The sequence below is a fragment of the Bradyrhizobium sp. USDA 223 genome (assembly GCF_044909005.1).
Lineage (GTDB): Bacteria > Pseudomonadota > Alphaproteobacteria > Rhizobiales > Xanthobacteraceae > Bradyrhizobium > Bradyrhizobium yuanmingense.
Genome location: NZ_JBIYDR010000001.1, coordinates 3,248,702 through 3,265,822 on the forward strand (window position 1 = coordinate 3,248,702; position 17,121 = coordinate 3,265,822).

16 protein-coding genes are annotated in these 17,121 nt (G+C 64.9%); 4 read left to right on the plus strand and 12 right to left on the minus strand.

Annotation, left to right across the window (positions count from 1 at the left end):
* Positions 1 to 99: 99 nt before the first annotated feature.
* From ABIA40_RS15165 to ABIA40_RS15175, 3 genes are all read right to left on the minus strand, one after another.
* Positions 100 to 1,998, minus strand: coding sequence for a potassium transporter Kup (locus ABIA40_RS15165; RefSeq protein ID WP_271547214.1), 1,899 nt, complete (start codon positions 1,996 to 1,998; stop codon positions 100 to 102).
* Positions 1,999 to 2,170: 172 nt separating this feature from the next.
* Positions 2,171 to 3,001: a flagellar motor protein MotB gene (locus ABIA40_RS15170; RefSeq protein ID WP_271547215.1), complete on the minus strand. Its 831-nt coding sequence runs from the start codon at positions 2,999 to 3,001 to the stop codon at positions 2,171 to 2,173.
* Between the two features lie 20 nt (positions 3,002 to 3,021).
* Positions 3,022 to 3,795 (minus strand): motility protein A, encoded by a 774-nt coding sequence (locus ABIA40_RS15175; RefSeq protein ID WP_036001447.1) that lies wholly within the window; start codon positions 3,793 to 3,795, stop codon positions 3,022 to 3,024.
* A gap of 301 nt (positions 3,796 to 4,096) precedes the next feature.
* On the opposite strand from ABIA40_RS15175, the gene ABIA40_RS15180 reads away from it, so the two are divergent.
* On the plus strand, positions 4,097 to 4,390 hold the full coding sequence (locus ABIA40_RS15180) for a hypothetical protein (protein WP_404541794.1): 294 nt from the start codon (positions 4,097 to 4,099) through the stop codon (positions 4,388 to 4,390).
* A 118-nt stretch (positions 4,391 to 4,508) separates the two neighbouring features.
* Here the strand turns inward: ABIA40_RS15180 and ABIA40_RS15185 are convergent, their stop codons facing one another.
* The 4 genes from ABIA40_RS15185 to ABIA40_RS15200 all read right to left on the minus strand — a co-directional run bounded on the left by ABIA40_RS15185 (position 4,509) and on the right by ABIA40_RS15200 (position 9,106).
* A complete protein-coding gene (locus ABIA40_RS15185; protein WP_036001451.1) occupies positions 4,509 to 5,228 on the minus strand; it encodes an RraA family protein in 720 nt (239 codons plus the stop codon).
* 124 nt (positions 5,229 to 5,352) lie between these two features.
* Entirely contained in the window at positions 5,353 to 6,234 is an 882-nt protein-coding gene (locus ABIA40_RS15190; protein ID WP_036001453.1) for a phosphatidylcholine/phosphatidylserine synthase, read from the minus strand.
* Positions 6,235 to 6,320: 86 nt separating this feature from the next.
* Entirely contained in the window at positions 6,321 to 7,043 is a 723-nt protein-coding gene (locus tag ABIA40_RS15195; protein WP_404546248.1) for a phosphatidylserine decarboxylase, read from the minus strand.
* Positions 7,044 to 7,147: 104 nt separating this feature from the next.
* Positions 7,148 to 9,106 (minus strand): ABCB family ABC transporter ATP-binding protein/permease, encoded by a 1,959-nt coding sequence (locus tag ABIA40_RS15200; RefSeq protein ID WP_404541798.1) that lies wholly within the window; start codon positions 9,104 to 9,106, stop codon positions 7,148 to 7,150.
* A 201-nt stretch (positions 9,107 to 9,307) separates the two neighbouring features.
* Here ABIA40_RS15200 and ABIA40_RS15205 point away from each other — a divergent pair, with 201 nt between their 5' ends.
* Positions 9,308 to 9,913: a TIGR00730 family Rossman fold protein gene (locus ABIA40_RS15205; RefSeq protein WP_404541801.1), complete on the plus strand. Its 606-nt coding sequence runs from the start codon at positions 9,308 to 9,310 to the stop codon at positions 9,911 to 9,913.
* A gap of 4 nt (positions 9,914 to 9,917) precedes the next feature.
* Here ABIA40_RS15205 and ABIA40_RS15210 read toward each other — a convergent pair whose 3' ends face one another.
* From ABIA40_RS15210 to cysS, 4 genes are all read right to left on the minus strand, one after another.
* A complete protein-coding gene (locus tag ABIA40_RS15210; protein WP_404541802.1) occupies positions 9,918 to 10,295 on the minus strand; it encodes a VOC family protein in 378 nt (125 codons plus the stop codon).
* 141 nt (positions 10,296 to 10,436) lie between these two features.
* Positions 10,437 to 12,035, minus strand: coding sequence for a citramalate synthase (cimA, locus tag ABIA40_RS15215; RefSeq protein WP_404541805.1), 1,599 nt, complete (start codon positions 12,033 to 12,035; stop codon positions 10,437 to 10,439).
* Complete coding sequence (locus tag ABIA40_RS15220) at positions 12,032 to 12,523, minus strand: GNAT family N-acetyltransferase (protein ID WP_404541807.1); 492 nt, start codon at positions 12,521 to 12,523, stop codon at positions 12,032 to 12,034. The genes cimA and ABIA40_RS15220 overlap by 4 nt, the downstream gene beginning before the upstream one ends.
* A gap of 115 nt (positions 12,524 to 12,638) precedes the next feature.
* A complete protein-coding gene (gene cysS / locus ABIA40_RS15225) occupies positions 12,639 to 14,021 on the minus strand; it encodes a cysteine--tRNA ligase (RefSeq protein ID WP_404541809.1) in 1,383 nt (460 codons plus the stop codon).
* Positions 14,022 to 14,311: 290 nt separating this feature from the next.
* Here cysS and ABIA40_RS15230 point away from each other — a divergent pair, with 290 nt between their 5' ends.
* Both ABIA40_RS15230 and ABIA40_RS15235 read left to right on the plus strand, forming a co-directional pair.
* Entirely contained in the window at positions 14,312 to 14,593 is a 282-nt protein-coding gene (locus tag ABIA40_RS15230) for a hypothetical protein (RefSeq protein ID WP_271547222.1), read from the plus strand.
* Between the two features lie 144 nt (positions 14,594 to 14,737).
* On the plus strand, positions 14,738 to 15,907 hold the full coding sequence (locus ABIA40_RS15235) for a DUF2865 domain-containing protein (protein ID WP_074447864.1): 1,170 nt from the start codon (positions 14,738 to 14,740) through the stop codon (positions 15,905 to 15,907).
* Positions 15,908 to 15,959: 52 nt separating this feature from the next.
* Here the strand turns inward: ABIA40_RS15235 and ABIA40_RS15240 are convergent, their stop codons facing one another.
* A complete protein-coding gene (locus ABIA40_RS15240; protein ID WP_404541812.1) occupies positions 15,960 to 16,865 on the minus strand; it encodes a DUF2189 domain-containing protein in 906 nt (301 codons plus the stop codon).
* Positions 16,866 to 17,121: the final 256 nt, after the last annotated feature.

Here is a 17,121-nt window from a genome sequence, read left to right on the forward strand (position 1 = left end):
GCGGAAGAGCGCGCGGCTTATAGTCCTGCGCCACCGGCATGGCCTAGCCCGATTCTGGGTCGTAGCCATGCAAATATGCATGGCTACGCCAGTTGCATTCTAGATAGTGACCTGGGTTCCGACTTCGACCACGCGGCCGGTGGGGATCTGGAAGTAGTCGGTGGCATCATTGGCCGACCGGCTCAGCGCGATGAACACATGATCCTGCCAGAGCGGCATGCCCGACTGTGCCGAGGCCTTCAGTGACCTGCGCGAGACGAAAAACGAGGTCGACATGATGTCGAACTGCCAACCCTGCTTGCGTGCGATGGCGAGGGCCTTGGGCACGTTCGGCTGCTCCATGAAGCCGAAGCGCAAGCGGACCTTGGAGAACTTGTCGCTGATCTTCTCCATCCTGAACCGCTCCGACAGATCGACCCGGGGCGTCTGCGCGGTCTCGATGGTCAGTATCACGTTGTGCTCGTGCAGCACCTTGTTGTGCTTGAGATTGTGCAGGAGCGCGGTTGGCACGAAGGCGGGATCGCTGGTCAGGAATACCGCGGTGCCCTTGACGATGTGCGGCGGCCGCTTCTCCAGGCTGCGGATCAGGTCGTCCAGCGGCACCTCGATCCGGCGCGTCTTCTGGATCAGGATCGCCGAGCCCTTGCGCCAGGTCCAGATCGTCCCGGCCATGACGACGCCGAACAGGAGCGGCACCCAGGCGCCATCGAGCAGCTTGAGCAGGTTGGCGCTGAAGAAGCTCAAATCGACGATGACCAAAGGCACGATCAGGGCTGCGGCGGTAGCCGCGCGCCAATTCCACAGCTTCCAGATCACGACGAATCCCATGATGCCATCGGCGACCATGGTGGTTGAGACCGCAATGCCGTAGGCCGAGGCCAGATTGCTGGGGGTGTGGAATAGAAGCACCAGCAGCATCACGCCGATCAGCAGCAGCCGGTTCACCCGCGGCAGGTAGATCTGGCCGGCATGCGATTCGGAGGTGTACCTCACCTCGAAACGGGGCAGCAGGCCGAGCTGCACGGCCTGATGGACCAGCGAATAGGCGCCCGTGATCACCGCCTGGCTCGCGATCACGGTTGCAGCCGTCGCAAGCCCGACCAGCGGCAGCACCAGTGTCTCGGGGACCATGCGATAGAACGAATGCTCGATCGCGCTGGGATCGGACAGCACGAGCGCACCCTGCCCGAAATAGTTGATCAGGAGCGCGGGCAGCACGAAGAACATCCAGGCTGACTGGATCGGCTTGCGGCCGAAATGGCCGAGATCGGCGTAAAGTGCCTCTCCGCCCGTCACCGCGAGGAACACCGCGCCGAGCGTCACGAGGCCGATCACGCCGTGCGACAACACGAACTGCACCGCATAATACGGATTGATCGCCGCCAGCACGGTCGGGTCGTCGGCGATGTGGACAGCCCCCATGATGGCAATGACGGTGAACCAGGTGACCATCACCGGCCCAAAGGCCGAGGCGACCAGCGCGGTCCCCTTGCTCTGGACCGCAAACAGCAGCACCAGGATGAGGACGGTGACCGGCACGACATAGGGCTTGAGCGCGGGGGTTGCGAGCTTCAGACCTTCGACCGCCGAGAGCACCGAGATCGCCGGCGTGATCATGGAATCGCCGATGAACATGGAAGCGCCGATCACGCCGAGCGCGAGCAGAACCCAGCTTCGCCGCCCGAGCGCGCGCTGGCCGAGCGCCATCAGCGAGAGCGTGCCGCCCTCCCCGTTGTTGTCGGCGCGCAGCAGCAAGAGGACATATTTGGCGGTGACGACGATCAGCAGCGCCCACAGGATCAGCGAGAGCACGCCGAGCACGATGGCGCGCGAGACCGGCTCGCCATGGGCCGCGGCCTTGACCGCCTCGTGGAATGCGTAGAGCGGCGAAGTGCCGATATCGCCGAAGACGACGCCGATGCTCCCTAGCGTAAGGGCCCAAAAACCTTGGGTGGGCCGCCCGTCCTGAGTCTCGGCCTGTGTGATGCTCGCGGTCATGACGGTGAAGAACGCTTCGTCCCAGAAATTGATCCGGCGCCTTTTGACGCTTCCGGTGCACCTGTCAATCGGCTCACCACCATAGCAGGCGCGGAGCCTGATGCTGTGACGCTAGAGCCACGCTCATCGCCTGCGCGACGACATGCCTCAGGTAAGATGGTAGCGCAAGGGGTTACGGCTTGAGATTCGGCGGCAACGGTGGGTCTTCGCGCATCAAGGTGATGGTCACCCGCCGGTTGGCGGCGAGCGAGGGATCGTCCGGAAATAGCGGCTGGGTATCGGCTTTGCCGGAGACGGCGAAGATGTGCGACGGCGGTAGGCCCTGGCGCTCGAGGATCTGGCGCACGGCGTTGGCGCGATCGGCCGACAGATCGAAGGCGCCATAGTCGCTGCGGGTCGGCACGAACCCCGCCGCGGTGTGGCCGGCGATGGAGACGCGGAGCGGCGTCGCCTTGAGCGGGATCGCGAGCTTCTCGACCAGGCGTCGAGTGCGGTCGTAGGGCACCTTGGAGCCGTCGGCGAACATCGAGCGGCCGTCCTGGTCGACGATCTCGAGGTTGAGACCCTGCTTGGTCTCCTCGAACATGATGTGCTTGGACATCTCGGTCAGCTCGGGCATGTCCTGCAACGCCTGGCGCAGCGAGGCCGCGGCCAGCGCGAAATTACGGTCGACCTTGATCTTCGCGCCGGAGGTTTTTTCGCGGTCTTCCTGATCGGGCGTCGGGGTGTTGGAGGCATCTTCCGGCTGGATGTGGTCGACGTTCTTGAGTCGCGGGCGCGTCGGCAGGCCGTCGGATTCGACGATGCCGGAATAACGCGCTTCGGTCTGCACGCCGAACGCCTCGCGCATCGAGCCCGCGACGATCTTCAGCTTGTTGGCATCTTGCGTCGAGAACGCGACCAGCATCACGAAGAACGCCAGCAGCAGCGCCATCAGGTCGGCGAAGGTCACGAACCAGCCGTGGCCGCCGCCGTGAGCATTGCCGCGCTTCTTCTTGGCCATCTCTCAAAATCCGGGCGGCCTCAAGCCGGCACCGGCTCGCCTTCGGTGTGACGATGCTTCTCCGGCAGATAGGCCAGCAGCATCTCGCGCACCAGGGTCGGGCTCTTGGAGTCGCGAATCATCAGGATGCCGTCGATGATCAGGGTACGGTTGGTCTCTTCGTCCAGCAGCTTGCCGTGCAGCTTGTCGGCAATCGGCAAGCAGATCAGGTTGGCGACAACGGCGCCGTACAGGGTCGCCAGCAGCGCGGTGGCCATGAACGGACCGAGCTTGGAGGGATCGGACATGTTGGAGAACATCTGCACCATGCCAAGCAGCGTGCCGATCATGCCGAACGCCGGGGCGCAGTCGCCGACGGCGCGGTAGATCTTGCTGCCCTCGTCGAGGTGCATCAGGAAGTTGTCGCGGTCGCGCTCCAGGTTGTCACGAATGAAATCGAGATCGTAACCGTCGGCGACGTAGCGGATGCCCTTGGCGAGGAACGGCTCGTCGGTCTCGACCTTTTCCAGTCCGACCGGGCCCTGCTTGCGGGCGATTTCCGCGATGCGGGCGAGCTCGTCGACAAGGTCGTGAGCCGAAAGGCGGCTCAGGGTGAAGGCAAACTTCGCGCCCAGCGGCACGCCGTGGATCATCGCAGACAAAGGAAAGCGGATCATCGTCGCTGCGAACGAGCCGCCGAAGATGACGATGACGGCGTGGATGTCGTAGAACATCCCGAACGTACCGCCCATCAGGATCAGCGACGACACAACAATGGCGCCTGCGACGAGGCCGACAAGTGTTGCGATATCCATGATCGACTCCAACGCCTACGCAACAACGGCCGTCCTGGCCGCTGGCGCGGCTCAACCCCGAACCGCATCGCAGACCCTAGAGCGCCGCCCTTAAAGGCGCGTAAAGGTTAAGTCTCGACGATGTGCCGCCTGCCGCCGCAATTTGTCCCGGTTGCCGTCCAGCGATAGGAATTTCAACCCTTCGCTAACCATAATCAGGCGCCCACGACGTCAGGTCGGCTGCGGCCCTCCGCCACATCGTGGACCGGCATCGGTTAGTGTCTGCTAGCGTTGCGACAGGGCCAATCGCGGAGCCAGCGCGATGTTGATGCTATTCGGTCTACTCACGGCGCTGCCCGCGGCGCTGGCGTTCCACCTGCTCGAGCCGGAACTCGTGCTTCCGGCGTTCAGCGTGCTGCTCTTTATCGAGGCCGCCTTCGCCGTGCTCGCAGCGCGGTTGATGCGCAGCGCCAACAGCGCAGACGATATCACCCTCTGGGACCTTGCCGGCGGCTTCACCCTGATCGGATGCGCCGCCGCCGTGCTCGGAGAACCGAATCAAGTCGCCCTGCTTCTGACAGAACAAGGCGGCATTCGGCCGTCGTCCGGGCCGTAGATTGCCCTAAAACGCGATGCGATTAGGATGAATCGTCTATCGCGCTTTAGGTTATTGTTTGAGCATGATCTTTTCGGAAAACCGCTACACGCTTTTCCGGATCATGCTCCAGCAGCCGTCAATGGATCTCCGCAGAGCGCTTCAACGCGGCCTTGAGCTTCTCGAGCGAGAAGTCGGGACTGCGGGCGATCTCCAGGATCGGCGTCTCGCGGCGGCCGCACAGTTCGGCGGCCTCCGGCAGCTTTGCGGCAAGGTCAAGCGGGATCACGATGGCGCCATGCCGGTCGGCGTGGATGAGGTCGTCCGACTTCACGGTCATGCCGGCGACGCGCACCTCGCCGCCAAAGCTTTCCGCGTGCACCCAGGCGTGCGACGGGCCGATCGAGCCGGCTAGCGCCTGGAACCCGGGCGCCCATTGCGGGATGTCGCGGATCGAGCCGTCGGTGATGACGCCGAGGCAGCCGAGCGCCTTGTGCACGTTGCTCTGTACCTCGCCCCAGAACGCGCCATAGCCGACGTCGGGTCCGTCGATGTCCTGGATCACCGAGATGCGCGGGCCATGGCCGGTGCCGACATATTCGTAATATGCGATTCGGCGCTTGGACTGCTCCTCGGCCGGAAGCGATGACTTCAGAACCGAGCGGATCGTCACCGTGCGGGCATAGCCGACGATCGGCGGCAGGTCGGGAAACGGACAGACCAGCTGCTTGGTGGTGTAGCCGATCAGCCGCCGCTCGGGCGCCACGATCTCCATGGCGTTGCAGATCGTCGGCGTATCGTAACGGCCCAGCGCTTCGAGGACGGAAGCGGGCAGCGGCCCGGTCGCGGAATTGGTCACGGCGTTCTCTCCCAGGTTGGCGGCGATTGATTGCGCGATGCCGCCGGCACAAGGGCGATATAGCCGAGATCGGATCTCGACCCAACTCGGGCAGACTTCATGGCAGATATCCGCGAGGAGCGTTTTAGTGCAGTCGTCCGGGCCGATCGTCGTCTTGCGGCGGCTCCGACAAATTCGCCAGCGTCGGCGCCGAGGGCGGTGACGGGACCTCGCCTCCCGCCGGCGCGGTGGCTTCCATCGCGCGCGCCTGGTCGCGATAGGATTTGTAGCCGAGCGGCAGCGCGAGAAGGTACAGCACCGTGCCGATCGACAGCACGTGCCAGGGATAGGCGATCAGGAGCGCGATGAAGACGATCACGGCGACGAAGGCCGGCAGCACCAGCTCGGGCGGCACGCGCATCCGCTTGGTCTTGCCGGAGAACACCGGCAGGCGCGACACCATCAGAAACGCGATCAGAAGCGTGTAGGCCGCGGTCACCGCCGCAGGTGTGCGCCCGACGTCGAGGAACGCGACATAGATCGGCAGCAGCACGGTGATCGCGCCGGCGGGCGCCGGCACGCCGGTGAAGAAATTGGCGGCGAAAGCCGGCTTGTTCGGATCGTCCATGGTGGCATTGAAGCGCGCAAGCCGCAGGCCGCCGGAGATCGCGAACACCATGGCGGCGATCCAGCCGGCATTGCCGAGCTCGTGCAGCTGCCAGAAATACAGCATCAGGCCGGGCGCCACGCCGAAATTGACGAAGTCGGCGAGACTGTCGAGCTCGGCGCCGAACTTCGACTGCCCCTTGATCATGCGCGCGATGCGGCCGTCGATGCCGTCGAGCGCGGCGGCGAACACGATGGCATAGACCGCGAGCGTCATCCGTCCTTCGATCGACAGGCGGATCGAGGTCAGGCCGGCGCAGATCGCCAGCAGCGTGATGACGTTGGGCACCAGCATCCGCACCGGGATCGGTCGGAACCGCCGGCGGCGGACGTCGGGATCCTTGAAATCGTAAGGCGTCATGGCTCGTCCTTATCTCAAGGCGAGATATAGCAAGCCGCGCCGCCCTCCGCCATTGCGGCGGAACGCCTGCGAGCACCGACTATTGGTTAATTGGCGCGGAACGCGCGGGCCTGGTCGTCGCCGGCCAGGTCGGCCAGGATCGTCTCTCCGGCAATCGCGGTCTGCCCTTCCGAGACCAGCGCCTTGGTGCCCACCGGCAGGTAGACATCGAGGCGCGAGCCGAAGCGGATCAGTCCGAAGCGCTCGCCGACGCCGATCGCTTGCCCCTCCTTGACGAAGCAGACGATGCGCTTGGCGACGAGACCGGCGATCTGGACCACGCCGATCCGCGCCGTCGGGGTGGTGATCACCAGCGAGTTGCGCTCGTTGTCCTCGCTCGCCTTGTCGAGCTCGGCGTTGATGAAGAGGCCGGGCCGGTAGGCGATGCGATCCACCCTGCCCGCCACGGGCGCGCGGTTCACGTGGCAATTGAACACGCTCATGAAGATCGAGACGCGCGGCAGCGGCCGGTCGCCCAGCCCAAGCTCGGCCGGCGGCAGCGCCATGGTGATCATGGAGACGCGCCCGTCGGCCGGCGACACCACGAGACCCTCGCCCACCGGCGTCACACGGACGGGATCGCGGAAGAACAGCGCACACCACACGGTCAGGATCGTGCCGATCCACCCCAGCGGCGACCACAGCCAGAACAGGAGCAGGCTCGCCAGCGCAAAGGCGCCGATGAAGGGATAGCCCTCCTTGTGGATCGGCGGGATCTGACGCTGGATCGAATCGAGAATGGACATTGCTTTTTGCCGGTCGGGGTTGATGCCACGGGGTCGTCGCGCGGGCTTGTTTAGGCCAGACTTTTGTTTAGGCCAGACTTTGTTTAGGCCAGACTTTGTTTAGGCCAGACTTGGGACCGGAGACAAGGTCACTCCGCCGCCGCGGGCGTCGTCAGGTTATCATCGACCGGCGGCGGCTCCCGGTTGGGCGCGGCATTGGTGTCGGCCATCTTGGCCAGCTTCTCGCGGGCCTCCTCGGCCTCGCGCTGCCTGTTCCACATGCTGGCATAGAGCCCGCCCTGCGCGAGCAGGCTCGCGTGAGTGCCGCGCTCGGCGATGCGGCCCTGGTCCAGCACGATGATTTCGTCGGCACCGACGATGGTGGACAGGCGATGCGCGATCACCAGGGAGGTGCGGTTCTTCGCCACGCGGTCGAGCGCCCCCTGGATCTCGTGCTCCGTATGGGTGTCGAGCGCCGAGGTCGCCTCGTCGAGCACCAGGATCGGCGGCGCCTTGAGCACCGTGCGCGCGATCGCCACACGTTGCTTCTCGCCGCCCGACAGCTTCAGGCCGCGCTCGCCGACCTGGGTCTCATAGCCCTTCGGCGCCATGCGGATGAAGTGGTCGATCTGCGCCAGCCGCGCGGCCTCCTCCACCTCGGCCTCGGTCGCGTCCCAGCGGCCGTAGCGGATGTTGTAGCGGATGGTGTCGTTGAACAGCACGGTATCCTGCGGCACCATGCCGATCGATGCGCGCAGGCTGGCCTGCGTGACCTCGCGGATGTCCTGGCCGTCGATCAGGATCCTGCCGCCGGAGACATCATAGAGGCGAAACAGGAGCCGCGAGATGGTCGATTTGCCGGCGCCGGAGGGGCCGACGATGGCAACCGTCTTGCCGGCCGGCACTTCGAAGCTGATGCCCTTGAGGATGGGGCGCGCCGGCTCATAGGCAAAGCGCACGTCCTCGAAGCGCACCGTGCCGGCGGAGATGACCAGCGGCTTCGCGCCAGGCGCGTCCTTGATCTCGGCCTCGCGGCTGAGCACGCCGAACATCTTCTCGATGTCGATGATCGCCTGCTTGATCTCGCGATAGACCATGCCCATGAAGTTCAGCGGCTGGTAGAGCTGGATCATCATGGCGTTGACCAGCACGAAATCGCCGACGGTGTTGGTGCCGTTGCGCACGCCGATCGCGCACATCAGCATGGTCGCGGTCAGGCCCAGCGTGAAGATCACCGCCTGGCCTGTATTGAGCACCGCGAGCGAGGTGTAGGTGCGGACGCTCGCCTCCTCGTAGCGCTCGACCGACCTGTCGTAGCGCTGCGCCTCGCGTGCCTCGGCACTGAAATACTTCACCGTCTCGTAGTTGAGCAGCGAGTCGATCGCCTTGGTGTTCGCCTCGGTGTCGGAATCGTTCATCTTGCGGCGGATGCCGATCCGCCACTCGGTCGCGACGTAGGTGTAGTACATGTAGAGCGTGACCGTGATCAGGGTCGCGACCACGTAACGCCAGTCGAATTGCCAGAGCAGCACCGCCAGCAGCAGCGAGACCTCGACGATGGTCGGGATCAGCTGCAGGATCACCATGCGCACGATGACCTCGATGCCCTCGCGGCCGCGCTCGAGCACGCGCGTGAGGCCACCGGTCTTGCGCTCGAGGTGAAAGCGCAGCGACAGCTCGTGCATGTGGATGAAGGTGAGGGTCGCGAGCTTGCGCACCGCATGCATGGCGACGCGGGCGAAGATGCCGTCGCGCCATTGCGTCAGCACCGCCATCAGGATGCGCATCACGCCGTAGCTCGCGGTCAGCAGCAAGGGCGAGGCGATCACCCAGAGATGCCAATTGTCGGCCGCTACCGGCGCGGTGTTGGCGCCGGTCAGCGCATCCGTCGCCCATTTGAAGCTGAACGGCACGGTGAGCGTGATCAGCTTGGCGGCGAGCAGCAGCACCAGCGACCAGACCACCCTCATCTTCAGGTCGAAACGGTCGCCCGGCCAGATGTAGGGCCACAGATGTGCTAGCGTGCCCATCAGCGTGGCCCCGGCCTGCGATCCTGCCACGGAAGGATCAGGAACGTCGGCGCCGTCGAACGATTGAGGTTGGTCCATCAACAAACCCGAAAGCCCGCCGGATGCGGGCGCAACTGCGATTAACGATTTTCGCCCGTCATATAGAGCCTTCCCGATGCCCGCGCACCCCGCCAGATGGCGAATCTTCGATTGTTTGTCGCGATTTACCGGTAAATTCCCGGAAGTATCGAATCACCGTTTGGGCTTGACGCCACTTCGCTGCAATGCATCATGGCACCAATGAGCACGATCAAAACCGTCTGTGTCTATTGCGGCTCCGGCCCTGGAACAAATCCCAACTTCATTGAAGCGGCGAAGGCGCTCGGCAGAGCGCTGGCGGAAAGCAAGATCCGCCTCGTTTATGGCGGCGGCTCGCTCGGCCTGATGGGGGCGGTCGCAACCTCCGTGCTCGATCACGGCGGCCTGGTCACCGGCATCATCCCTGACTTCCTCCGCATGCGCGAGAATGCACTGACGCGCGTGCAGGAGATGGTCGTCACGCCCGACATGCACGAGCGCAAGCGGCTGATGTTCGAGCGCTCCGACGCCTTCGTGGCCCTGCCCGGCGGGCTCGGCACGCTCGAGGAGCTGGTGGAGCAGCTGACCTGGCAGCAACTCGGCCGTCACGCCAAGCCGGTGCTGCTCGCCAATATCGACAATTTCTGGGAGCCGCTGCTCTCGCTGGTGTACCACATGCGCCAGACCGAGTTCATCCGCGCCGGCCTCACCGTCGATATCCTGAAGGCGGACAAGGTCGAGGAGATCATCCCGCGGCTGCGCGCCGCGGCTGCGCAGATTCCTGACAGCGAGCGCGATCTCGCGCCGGAAGTGGCGCGGAAGCTGTAACGCCCTACGCTGCCGGAAACGTCACGGCCTCGATGCGATTGCCGTCGGGATCGGTGACGAAGGCCGCGTAGTAGCGCACGCGATCGTGCGGACGGATGCCCGGCGCGCCGTCGGAGGCGCCGCCAGCGGACAGCGCGGCTGCGTGAAACGCATCGACCTGATCGGTCGTCTTCGCCCGCAGGCAGATGTGCACGCCGCTCTCCGGCGCGACAGGCGGCATGCCCTCCCGCAAGTTGATCCAAAACTCCGGATAGGCCTTGCCGAACCCGACCGTCCGCGGCCGCGTGACGAGGCGCGCGAGGCCGAGGGCGGCGAGCGCGGCTTCGTAGAATTTTGCGGCGCGGTCGAGATCACTGACGCCGACGGAGATGTGGTCGATCATGGCCGTGCCCTTTCCCCATCCTCGGTGTCATCGCCCGGCTTGACCGGGCGATCCAGTACTCCGTGACAGCCGTAGATAAATCGATGGGCCGCAGCGTACTGGATTCCCCGCCTTCGCGGGGAATGACAGTCGTCGTGGGGGTTACGCCGGCGCCCCCGACTTCACGAGCTTGTAGATCACCGAATCCATCAGCGCCTGGAACGAGGCGTCGATGATGTTCGGGGACACGCCGACCGTGGTCCAACGATCGCCGTTCTCGTCCTCGCTCTCGATCAGCACGCGCGTGACCGCGCCGGTGCCGCCATTGAGGATACGGACGCGATAGTCGATCAGCGTCAAGCCCTCGATGAATTTCTGGTACTTGCCGAGATCCTTGCGCAAGGCGACGTCGAGCGCGTTGACGGGACCGTTGCCTTCGGCCGCCGAGATCAGATGCTCGCCGGCGACGTCGACCTTGACCACCGCGAGCGCCACCGTGACGCGTTCGCCGAGCGCGTTGTAGCGCTGCTCGACGTTGACGTCGAACTGCTCGACCTCGAAATAATGCGGCACCTTGCCGAGCGTGCGGCGCGCCAGCAGCTCGAACGAGGCGTTGGCGGATTCGTAGGCATAGCCGGCCGCCTCGCGCTCTTTCAATTCCTCGACGAGACGCGTCAGCTTCGGGTCGCTCTTCTCGTAAGAGATACCGGCGCGGTCGAGCTCGGCGATGACGTTGGAGCGCCCGGCCTGGTCCGACACCAGCACCTTGCGATGATTGCCGACCAGTTCCGGCAACACATGCTCGTAGGTCTGCGGATCCTTCAGCACGGCGGAGGCATGGATGCCGGTCTTGGTGACGAAGGCGCTCTCGCCGACGTAAGGAGCATGCCGGTTCGGCACGCGATTGAGCATGTCGTCGAGCGTGCGCGACACCTTGACCAGCGTCGCCAGTTTCTCCATGGTGACGCCGATCTCGAAAGCGTCGGCAAAACCCGTCTTCAGCTTCAGGGTCGGGATCAGCGAGCAGAGATTGGCATTGCCGCAGCGCTCGCCGAGCCCGTTCAGCGTACCCTGGATCTGCCGCGCGCCGGCACGCACGGCGGCGAGCGAATTTGCCACCGCCTGCTCGGTGTCGTTATGGGCGTGGATGCCGACGTGATCGCCGGGGATGTGCCTGGTCACGTCTCTGACGATGGCCTCGACCTCATCGGGCATGGTGCCGCCGTTGGTGTCGCACAGCACCACCCAGCGCGCACCGGCATCGAAGGCGGTCCCGGCGCAGGCGAGCGCAAAGGCGGCGTCCTCCTTGTAGCCGTCGAAGAAATGCTCGCAATCGAGCATCACCTCGCGGCCAGCCGCCTTCGCCGCTGCGACGCTGTCGCGGATCGAGGCGAGATTTTCTTCCTTCGTGGTCTCCAGCGCGACGCGGACCTGATAGGCCGATGCCTTCGCCACGAAGCAGATCGCATCCGCCTTGGCTTCCAGAAGGCCCGCGACGCCCGGATCGTTGGACACCGAGCGGCCCGCCCGGCGCGTCATGCCGAAGGCGGTGAAGCGCGCATGTTTGAGCTTGGGCTTGGAGCCAAAGAACTCCGTGTCGAGCGGATTGGCGCCGGGATAGCCGCCCTCGACATAGTCGATGCCGAGATCGTCGAGCATCGCCGCGATGACCTGCTTGTCCGCCAGCGTGAAGTCCACGCCGTTGGTCTGCGCCCCATCGCGCAGCGTGGTGTCGAACAGATAGAGACGCTGCTTGCTCATTGCCCCGCTCCGAGCGTCTTCTTCATGGTGGTGTTGGCGAGCCACTCGTCGTTGATGGTGATGCTGTTGCGCTGCTGGGCGGTGTAGCCGCGCTTGGCGAAGAAACCCTCCGCGGTATCGCTGGCATCGACCGAGAGGCTCGTGGCGCCGCGGCCGCCTGCGAGCTTCTCCAGCGCGTCGACCAGCATGGTCGCGATGCCCTGCCCGGCCACGGCCGGATGCACATAGAGCATGCGGATGTGATCATTACCGCGCAGCGAGGCGAAGCCGACAGGCGAGCCTTCCAGCGTCGCGATCAGCGTCAGGTCGGACGCGAGCCGCTTGCCGAACTCCTCGTCCTCGGCCGCCGCCATCCAGGCTTCCTGCTGCGCCTCGCTATAATCGTCGCCGGTCAACTCCTCGATGCTGGCGGCGAAGATCGCGGCGAGCATCGGCACATCCGCCGGCAGGAAGGGCCTCAGTGCGGGCTTTGGCAAAGTCTGTCCCATCGTCCTCACCAAATCCCATAAAGCTTGAGCACGATCGCCACCGCGCCGGCGAGCAGCGCGAGCTTCAGCGCAATGTAATAGAGCCAGTGCCGCGGGAAAGGCGTGTCGGGCCGTTTCATCGGGCGATCTCCCAGGTTGTGCCTTCCTTGGAGTCCTTGATCGCAACGCCCATCGCAGCGAGCAGATCGCGGATGCGATCGGACTCCCCAAAGTCCTTCCGGCTGCGCGCAGCTGTTCGCTCCGCGAGCAGGCGCTCGACCTCCTTGGCGTCGACCCCGCTCGCCTGCTGCTTGCGCCCTTCCCACTGCGCCGCGCTCTCGGAGAGGAATCCGAGCAGCCGCAACGAGCCCGCAAGACCTGCGATATCGTTGCCGCGCAGGCCGTGCAGCGCCGCGATCGCCTGCGGCGTGTTGAGGTCGTCGAGCAGCGGTTCGACCACCGACGGAGCCGGCTCGCCGGGCGCGACATCGGCCGCAACGCGGTACCAGTCGTCGAGCGTCTTGGCGCTCTCCTCCAGCGACTTCATGGTCCAGTCGATCGGCGAGCGGTAATGCGTCTTGAGCATGTTGAGGCGCAGCACCTCACCCGGCCAATCCCTGAGCAGCTCGTGGATCGTGATGAAGTTGCCGAGGCTCTTCGACATCTTCTCGCTCTCGACCTGCAAGAAGCCGTTGTGCATCCAATAGTTCGCCATGCGCTCGCGGTGGAACGCGCAGCAGGTCTGCGCGACCTCGTTCTCGTGATGCGGAAACACGAGATCGATGCCGCCGCCATGGATGTCGAAATGCTCGCCGAGATGCTTCCAGGCCATCGCCGAGCACTCGATGTGCCAGCCCGGACGTCCCTCCGCCTTGATGCCGGATGGCGACGGCCAGGACGGCTCTCCCGGCTTCGACGGCTTCCACAGCACGAAGTCGGTCGCATCGCGCTTGTAGGGCGCAACATCGACCCGCGCGCCCGCGATCATCTCGTCGAGCGAGCGCTTCGACAGCGCGCCATAGCGCGGCAGCGCGGAATTGGCCGCGTTCATCGCCTGCGGCGAGAACAGCACGTGGTCCTCGGCGACATAGGCAAAGCCGCCGGCGACCAGCTTCTCGATGATCTCGCGCATCTCGCCGATATGCTCGGTGGCGCGCGGCTCGACGCTCGGCCGAAGCGCGCCGAGCGCATCGACGTCGGCATGAAACTGCTTGCCGGTCTGCTCGGTGACCTTGCGAATGGCCTCGTTCAGCGGCAGGCCGGGAAAATGGCGCGCGGCGCGATCGTTGATCTTGTCGTCGACGTCGGTGATGTTGCGGACATATTTGACGTGTGCCTCGCCGTAGATGTGGCGCAGCAGCCGAAACAGCACGTCGAACACGATCACCGGCCGCGCATTGCCGATATGGGCGAAGTCATAGACCGTCGGTCCGCAGACATACATGCGGACGTTGTTCGGATCGAGCGGCACGAAGGTGCGCTTTTCCCGGCTCAGCGTATCGTAAAGACGCAATTCCATGACAACCCATCCCTCTCGGCCGGGCGTCCAAGGCTCTCAATGTGTTTTGAGAAAAGACGGCTCCAGCCAGCGAATCGCTAGCTCGTAATCTCGCGGCAAATGGCGCAAATGGCGAGGAGACCGTTCATGCGGGCACATATGGGCCACCACAGGCCCCGGCGTCAAGGGCCGCGAAAATGCCGTTTTTGCCCCCGCACGGGGCGCGGCCTGCCCGGAGGGTTCATGATCCCCTAACCATTTGAGGCCATTCTGGAACCTGCGGTTCCCAATTTTTTGCCCCCGGTAATTTCATGCGATCCCTGCTCGCGCTCATTTTCGGCGCCTCGCTCCTTGCAGCACCTCAGGCGTGCGCCGAGACCCGCGTATTCATCATCGCCGACCAGTGCCTCGCCAAGGGCGACACGTGCGGCGCCTCCGCCGCGCGCACCTATTGCCAGTCACGAGATTTTGCAAAGGCATCGAGTTATCGCCGGGTCGATCCCGACGAAATTACCGGCTCCGTCCCCAAAACCGGCACAAACTGCTCCCATGGCCATTGCGACGAGTATGTCGCAATCACCTGCCAGCGCTGAATTCCCTCGGAGCTGGTGGACCTTAGGACCAGTCTTGGGCCCCTGAAACGACGTGACGATGCCGCAGGAAGCGGCTATTGGGAGGGCGCGCTTCGGCCCCCCCACCTCACTTGGATGATCACGCTGGGCCGTGACCTCGCTAGAATGGCGGATATGCCTGAATTCTTCTCTCTCCTCCGTGCCCGCTCCCTCCTTGCCTGCACCGTGCTCCTCGGCACACTCGTGCTCGCCGATGGCGCTTTGGCGCAGGCCGGCCCGCCGCCCCAGCCCGGCCAGAACGGGCTCGGACCGAACCCGATGTGCGTGCGGCTGGAAGCTCAACTCGCCGCGCTCGATCGCGGCGGAGGTGATGCCGCGCGCGAAGAGCAGATCCGCCGCTACCAGGATTCCCAGGCCAAGCAGCAGGCCGAGCTCGACCGTGTCACCATGCAGGCCAAGCGCATGGGCTGCGATTCCTCCGGCTTCTTCTCGCTGTTCAACGGCCAGTCGGCGCAGTGCGGCCCGGTCAACACCCAGATCCAGCAGATGCGCGCCAATCTGGACCAGATTACCGGCAGCCTCGAGCGGCTGCGCGGCGGCCCCGGCGCCAACCCGGAGCGCGACAACCAGCGCCGCTCGGTGCTGATGGCGTTGGCGCAGAATAATTGCGGCCCGCAATATGCCAACGCCGTGCAGCAGCAAGGCGGCGGCAACTTCCTCAGCAATCTGTTCGGCGGCAACAACCCGAACAATCCGCAAGCCATGCCGCCCTCCGATCTCGGCCCGCAATCCGGCACCTTCCGCACCGTCTGCGTGCGCACCTGCGACGGCGCTTATTTCCCGATCTCCTTTGCCACCGTGCCGGCGCGCTTCCCTGACGATGAGAAGACCTGCAAGGCGCTGTGCCCGGCCGCAGAAGCCGTGCTCTACAGCCATCGCAATCCCGGCGAGGACATGAACGCGGCGGTCTCGATCGGCGGCCAGCCCTACACGGCGCTGCCGACCGCATTCAAATTCCGCAGCGAGTTCAATCCGTCCTGCTCCTGCAAGGCGGCGGGACAGACCTGGGCGGATGCGCTGAAATCGGCCGATGACAAGGCCGCGGCCGAGCAGCAGGGCGACATCATCGTCACCGAGGAAAGCGCCAGGAAGATGCAGCAGCAACGGCTCAACAAGGGCGCGCCGCAGCCTGCCAATGCCAAGAAAGGCGCGGCTCCCGCACCAGCAACTGCTGCCGCACCGGTCGCCACGCCGCCCGCGGACGCGAGCCCCGCGTCAGAGAACAAGCCGATCCGCTCGGTCGGCCCGACCTTCCTGCCGCAGCAGCAGAAGTAGGCCGTCGCTCTGTCATGCTCCGCGCAGGCGTCCCAGCGCGGCCGTTCCGCTGTTACGGCTCGCCCTCGCGGCTCCACGGGAAGAGATTGGCCGGAAAGTCTGCTGCGTAGCGCCTGCCCTTCCGGGGCGGAAGAGGTGCATCCGGTGGGTTCGGATTGGGTTCGACCACCCGTCGATAGAGGTGCCAGGTGGCATGACCGAGCACCGGCAGAACGACGGCGAGACCGACGAAGAGCGGCAGCGAGCCGATCACGAGCAGCGCCGCCACGATGAGGCCCCATCCGGCCATCGCAACCGGATTCGCCGCCACCGCTCGGAGCGACGTGCGGATCGCGTCGATCGCCGTCGCATGACGGTCCAGCATCAACGGAAATGACACGACGCTAACGCACAATGCCACAACCGCAAACACGAAGCCGACACCGCAACCGATGATGATGAGCGACCAGCCTTCGGGTGTCGTCAGCACGCGCGTTGCGAAGTCGGGTATGCTTGCGGCCGCAGCGTGACCGAAGATCGCGACATAGATTGCGTTCGCGGCACCGATCCAGGCCCCGAACAGGACCAGCAGGAGCACGCCGAGTTCGACCATGGCGCCGAACGACGGTGCGCGCAGCACCTTGATCGCATCCCATGCTTCGACCTCTTCGCCGCGCTCGCGGCGACGGCTGAGTTCGTAGAGACCGATCGCGGCAAAAGGACCGATCAAGGCAAAGCCGGCGGCCAGCGGAAACAGTAGCGGCAGCACCGAATAGCCGAGCACCATCCTGAACAGGACGAGACCGAGAACGGGATAAATCAGGCACACGACGATCGCGTGACTCGGCATCGCCTGGAAATCACCCCAACCCAGGCGCAGGACCTCGGTCAGGTCGGACAAGCTGATCTTGCGAATGGGATAGGAGGTCGCTTCGCCGAATGCGCGCCGCCTGACGTCGTGGGAGTACAGAGTGGCCATGTACGGACGCTCCCGTGCTGAAAATCGCGGTTTTCGACAACACGCGCTCTTCAGCCACGCGTGTCCGCCTGACGAGCAGGAAACGCGAGGGGTCGGGTACGGCAACCCAGGTTCAGCAACCGAGCCTGGCCGGACGGAACCCGTCGCGACCTGCCCGGCAAGCTTAGCGCGCGCGGAGCACGGCTGCATTCACGGTTGGGTGAATTGCGCACCAGCACGGATTTGTGCGTTGCATCACCCAAACCGAACATGTGCA

Excerpts from the sequence above, each read along its gene's own strand:
- ABIA40_RS15240 (WP_404541812.1), bottom strand. The coding sequence starts at position 16,865 with ATGGCCACTCTGTACTCCCACGACGTCAGGCGGCGCGCATTCGGCGAA.
- ABIA40_RS15205 (WP_404541801.1), top strand. The coding sequence starts at position 9,308 with ATGAGCACGATCAAAACCGTCTGTGTCTATTGCGGCTCCGGCCCTGGA.
- ABIA40_RS15180 (WP_404541794.1), top strand. The coding sequence starts at position 4,097 with ATGTTGATGCTATTCGGTCTACTCACGGCGCTGCCCGCGGCGCTGGCG.
- cysS (WP_404541809.1), bottom strand. The coding sequence starts at position 14,021 with ATGGAATTGCGTCTTTACGATACGCTGAGCCGGGAAAAGCGCACCTTC.
- ABIA40_RS15200 (WP_404541798.1), bottom strand. The coding sequence starts at position 9,106 with ATGGACCAACCTCAATCGTTCGACGGCGCCGACGTTCCTGATCCTTCC.
- ABIA40_RS15220 (WP_404541807.1), bottom strand. The coding sequence starts at position 12,523 with ATGGGACAGACTTTGCCAAAGCCCGCACTGAGGCCCTTCCTGCCGGCG.
- ABIA40_RS15190 (WP_036001453.1), bottom strand. The coding sequence starts at position 6,234 with ATGACGCCTTACGATTTCAAGGATCCCGACGTCCGCCGCCGGCGGTTC.
- ABIA40_RS15230 (WP_271547222.1), top strand. The coding sequence starts at position 14,312 with ATGCGATCCCTGCTCGCGCTCATTTTCGGCGCCTCGCTCCTTGCAGCA.
- ABIA40_RS15165 (WP_271547214.1), bottom strand. The coding sequence starts at position 1,998 with ATGACCGCGAGCATCACACAGGCCGAGACTCAGGACGGGCGGCCCACC.
- ABIA40_RS15170 (WP_271547215.1), bottom strand. The coding sequence starts at position 3,001 with ATGGCCAAGAAGAAGCGCGGCAATGCTCACGGCGGCGGCCACGGCTGG.
- ABIA40_RS15210 (WP_404541802.1), bottom strand. The coding sequence starts at position 10,295 with ATGATCGACCACATCTCCGTCGGCGTCAGTGATCTCGACCGCGCCGCA.
- cimA (WP_404541805.1), bottom strand. The coding sequence starts at position 12,035 with ATGAGCAAGCAGCGTCTCTATCTGTTCGACACCACGCTGCGCGATGGG.
- ABIA40_RS15235 (WP_074447864.1), top strand. The coding sequence starts at position 14,738 with ATGGCGGATATGCCTGAATTCTTCTCTCTCCTCCGTGCCCGCTCCCTC.
- ABIA40_RS15175 (WP_036001447.1), bottom strand. The coding sequence starts at position 3,795 with ATGGATATCGCAACACTTGTCGGCCTCGTCGCAGGCGCCATTGTTGTG.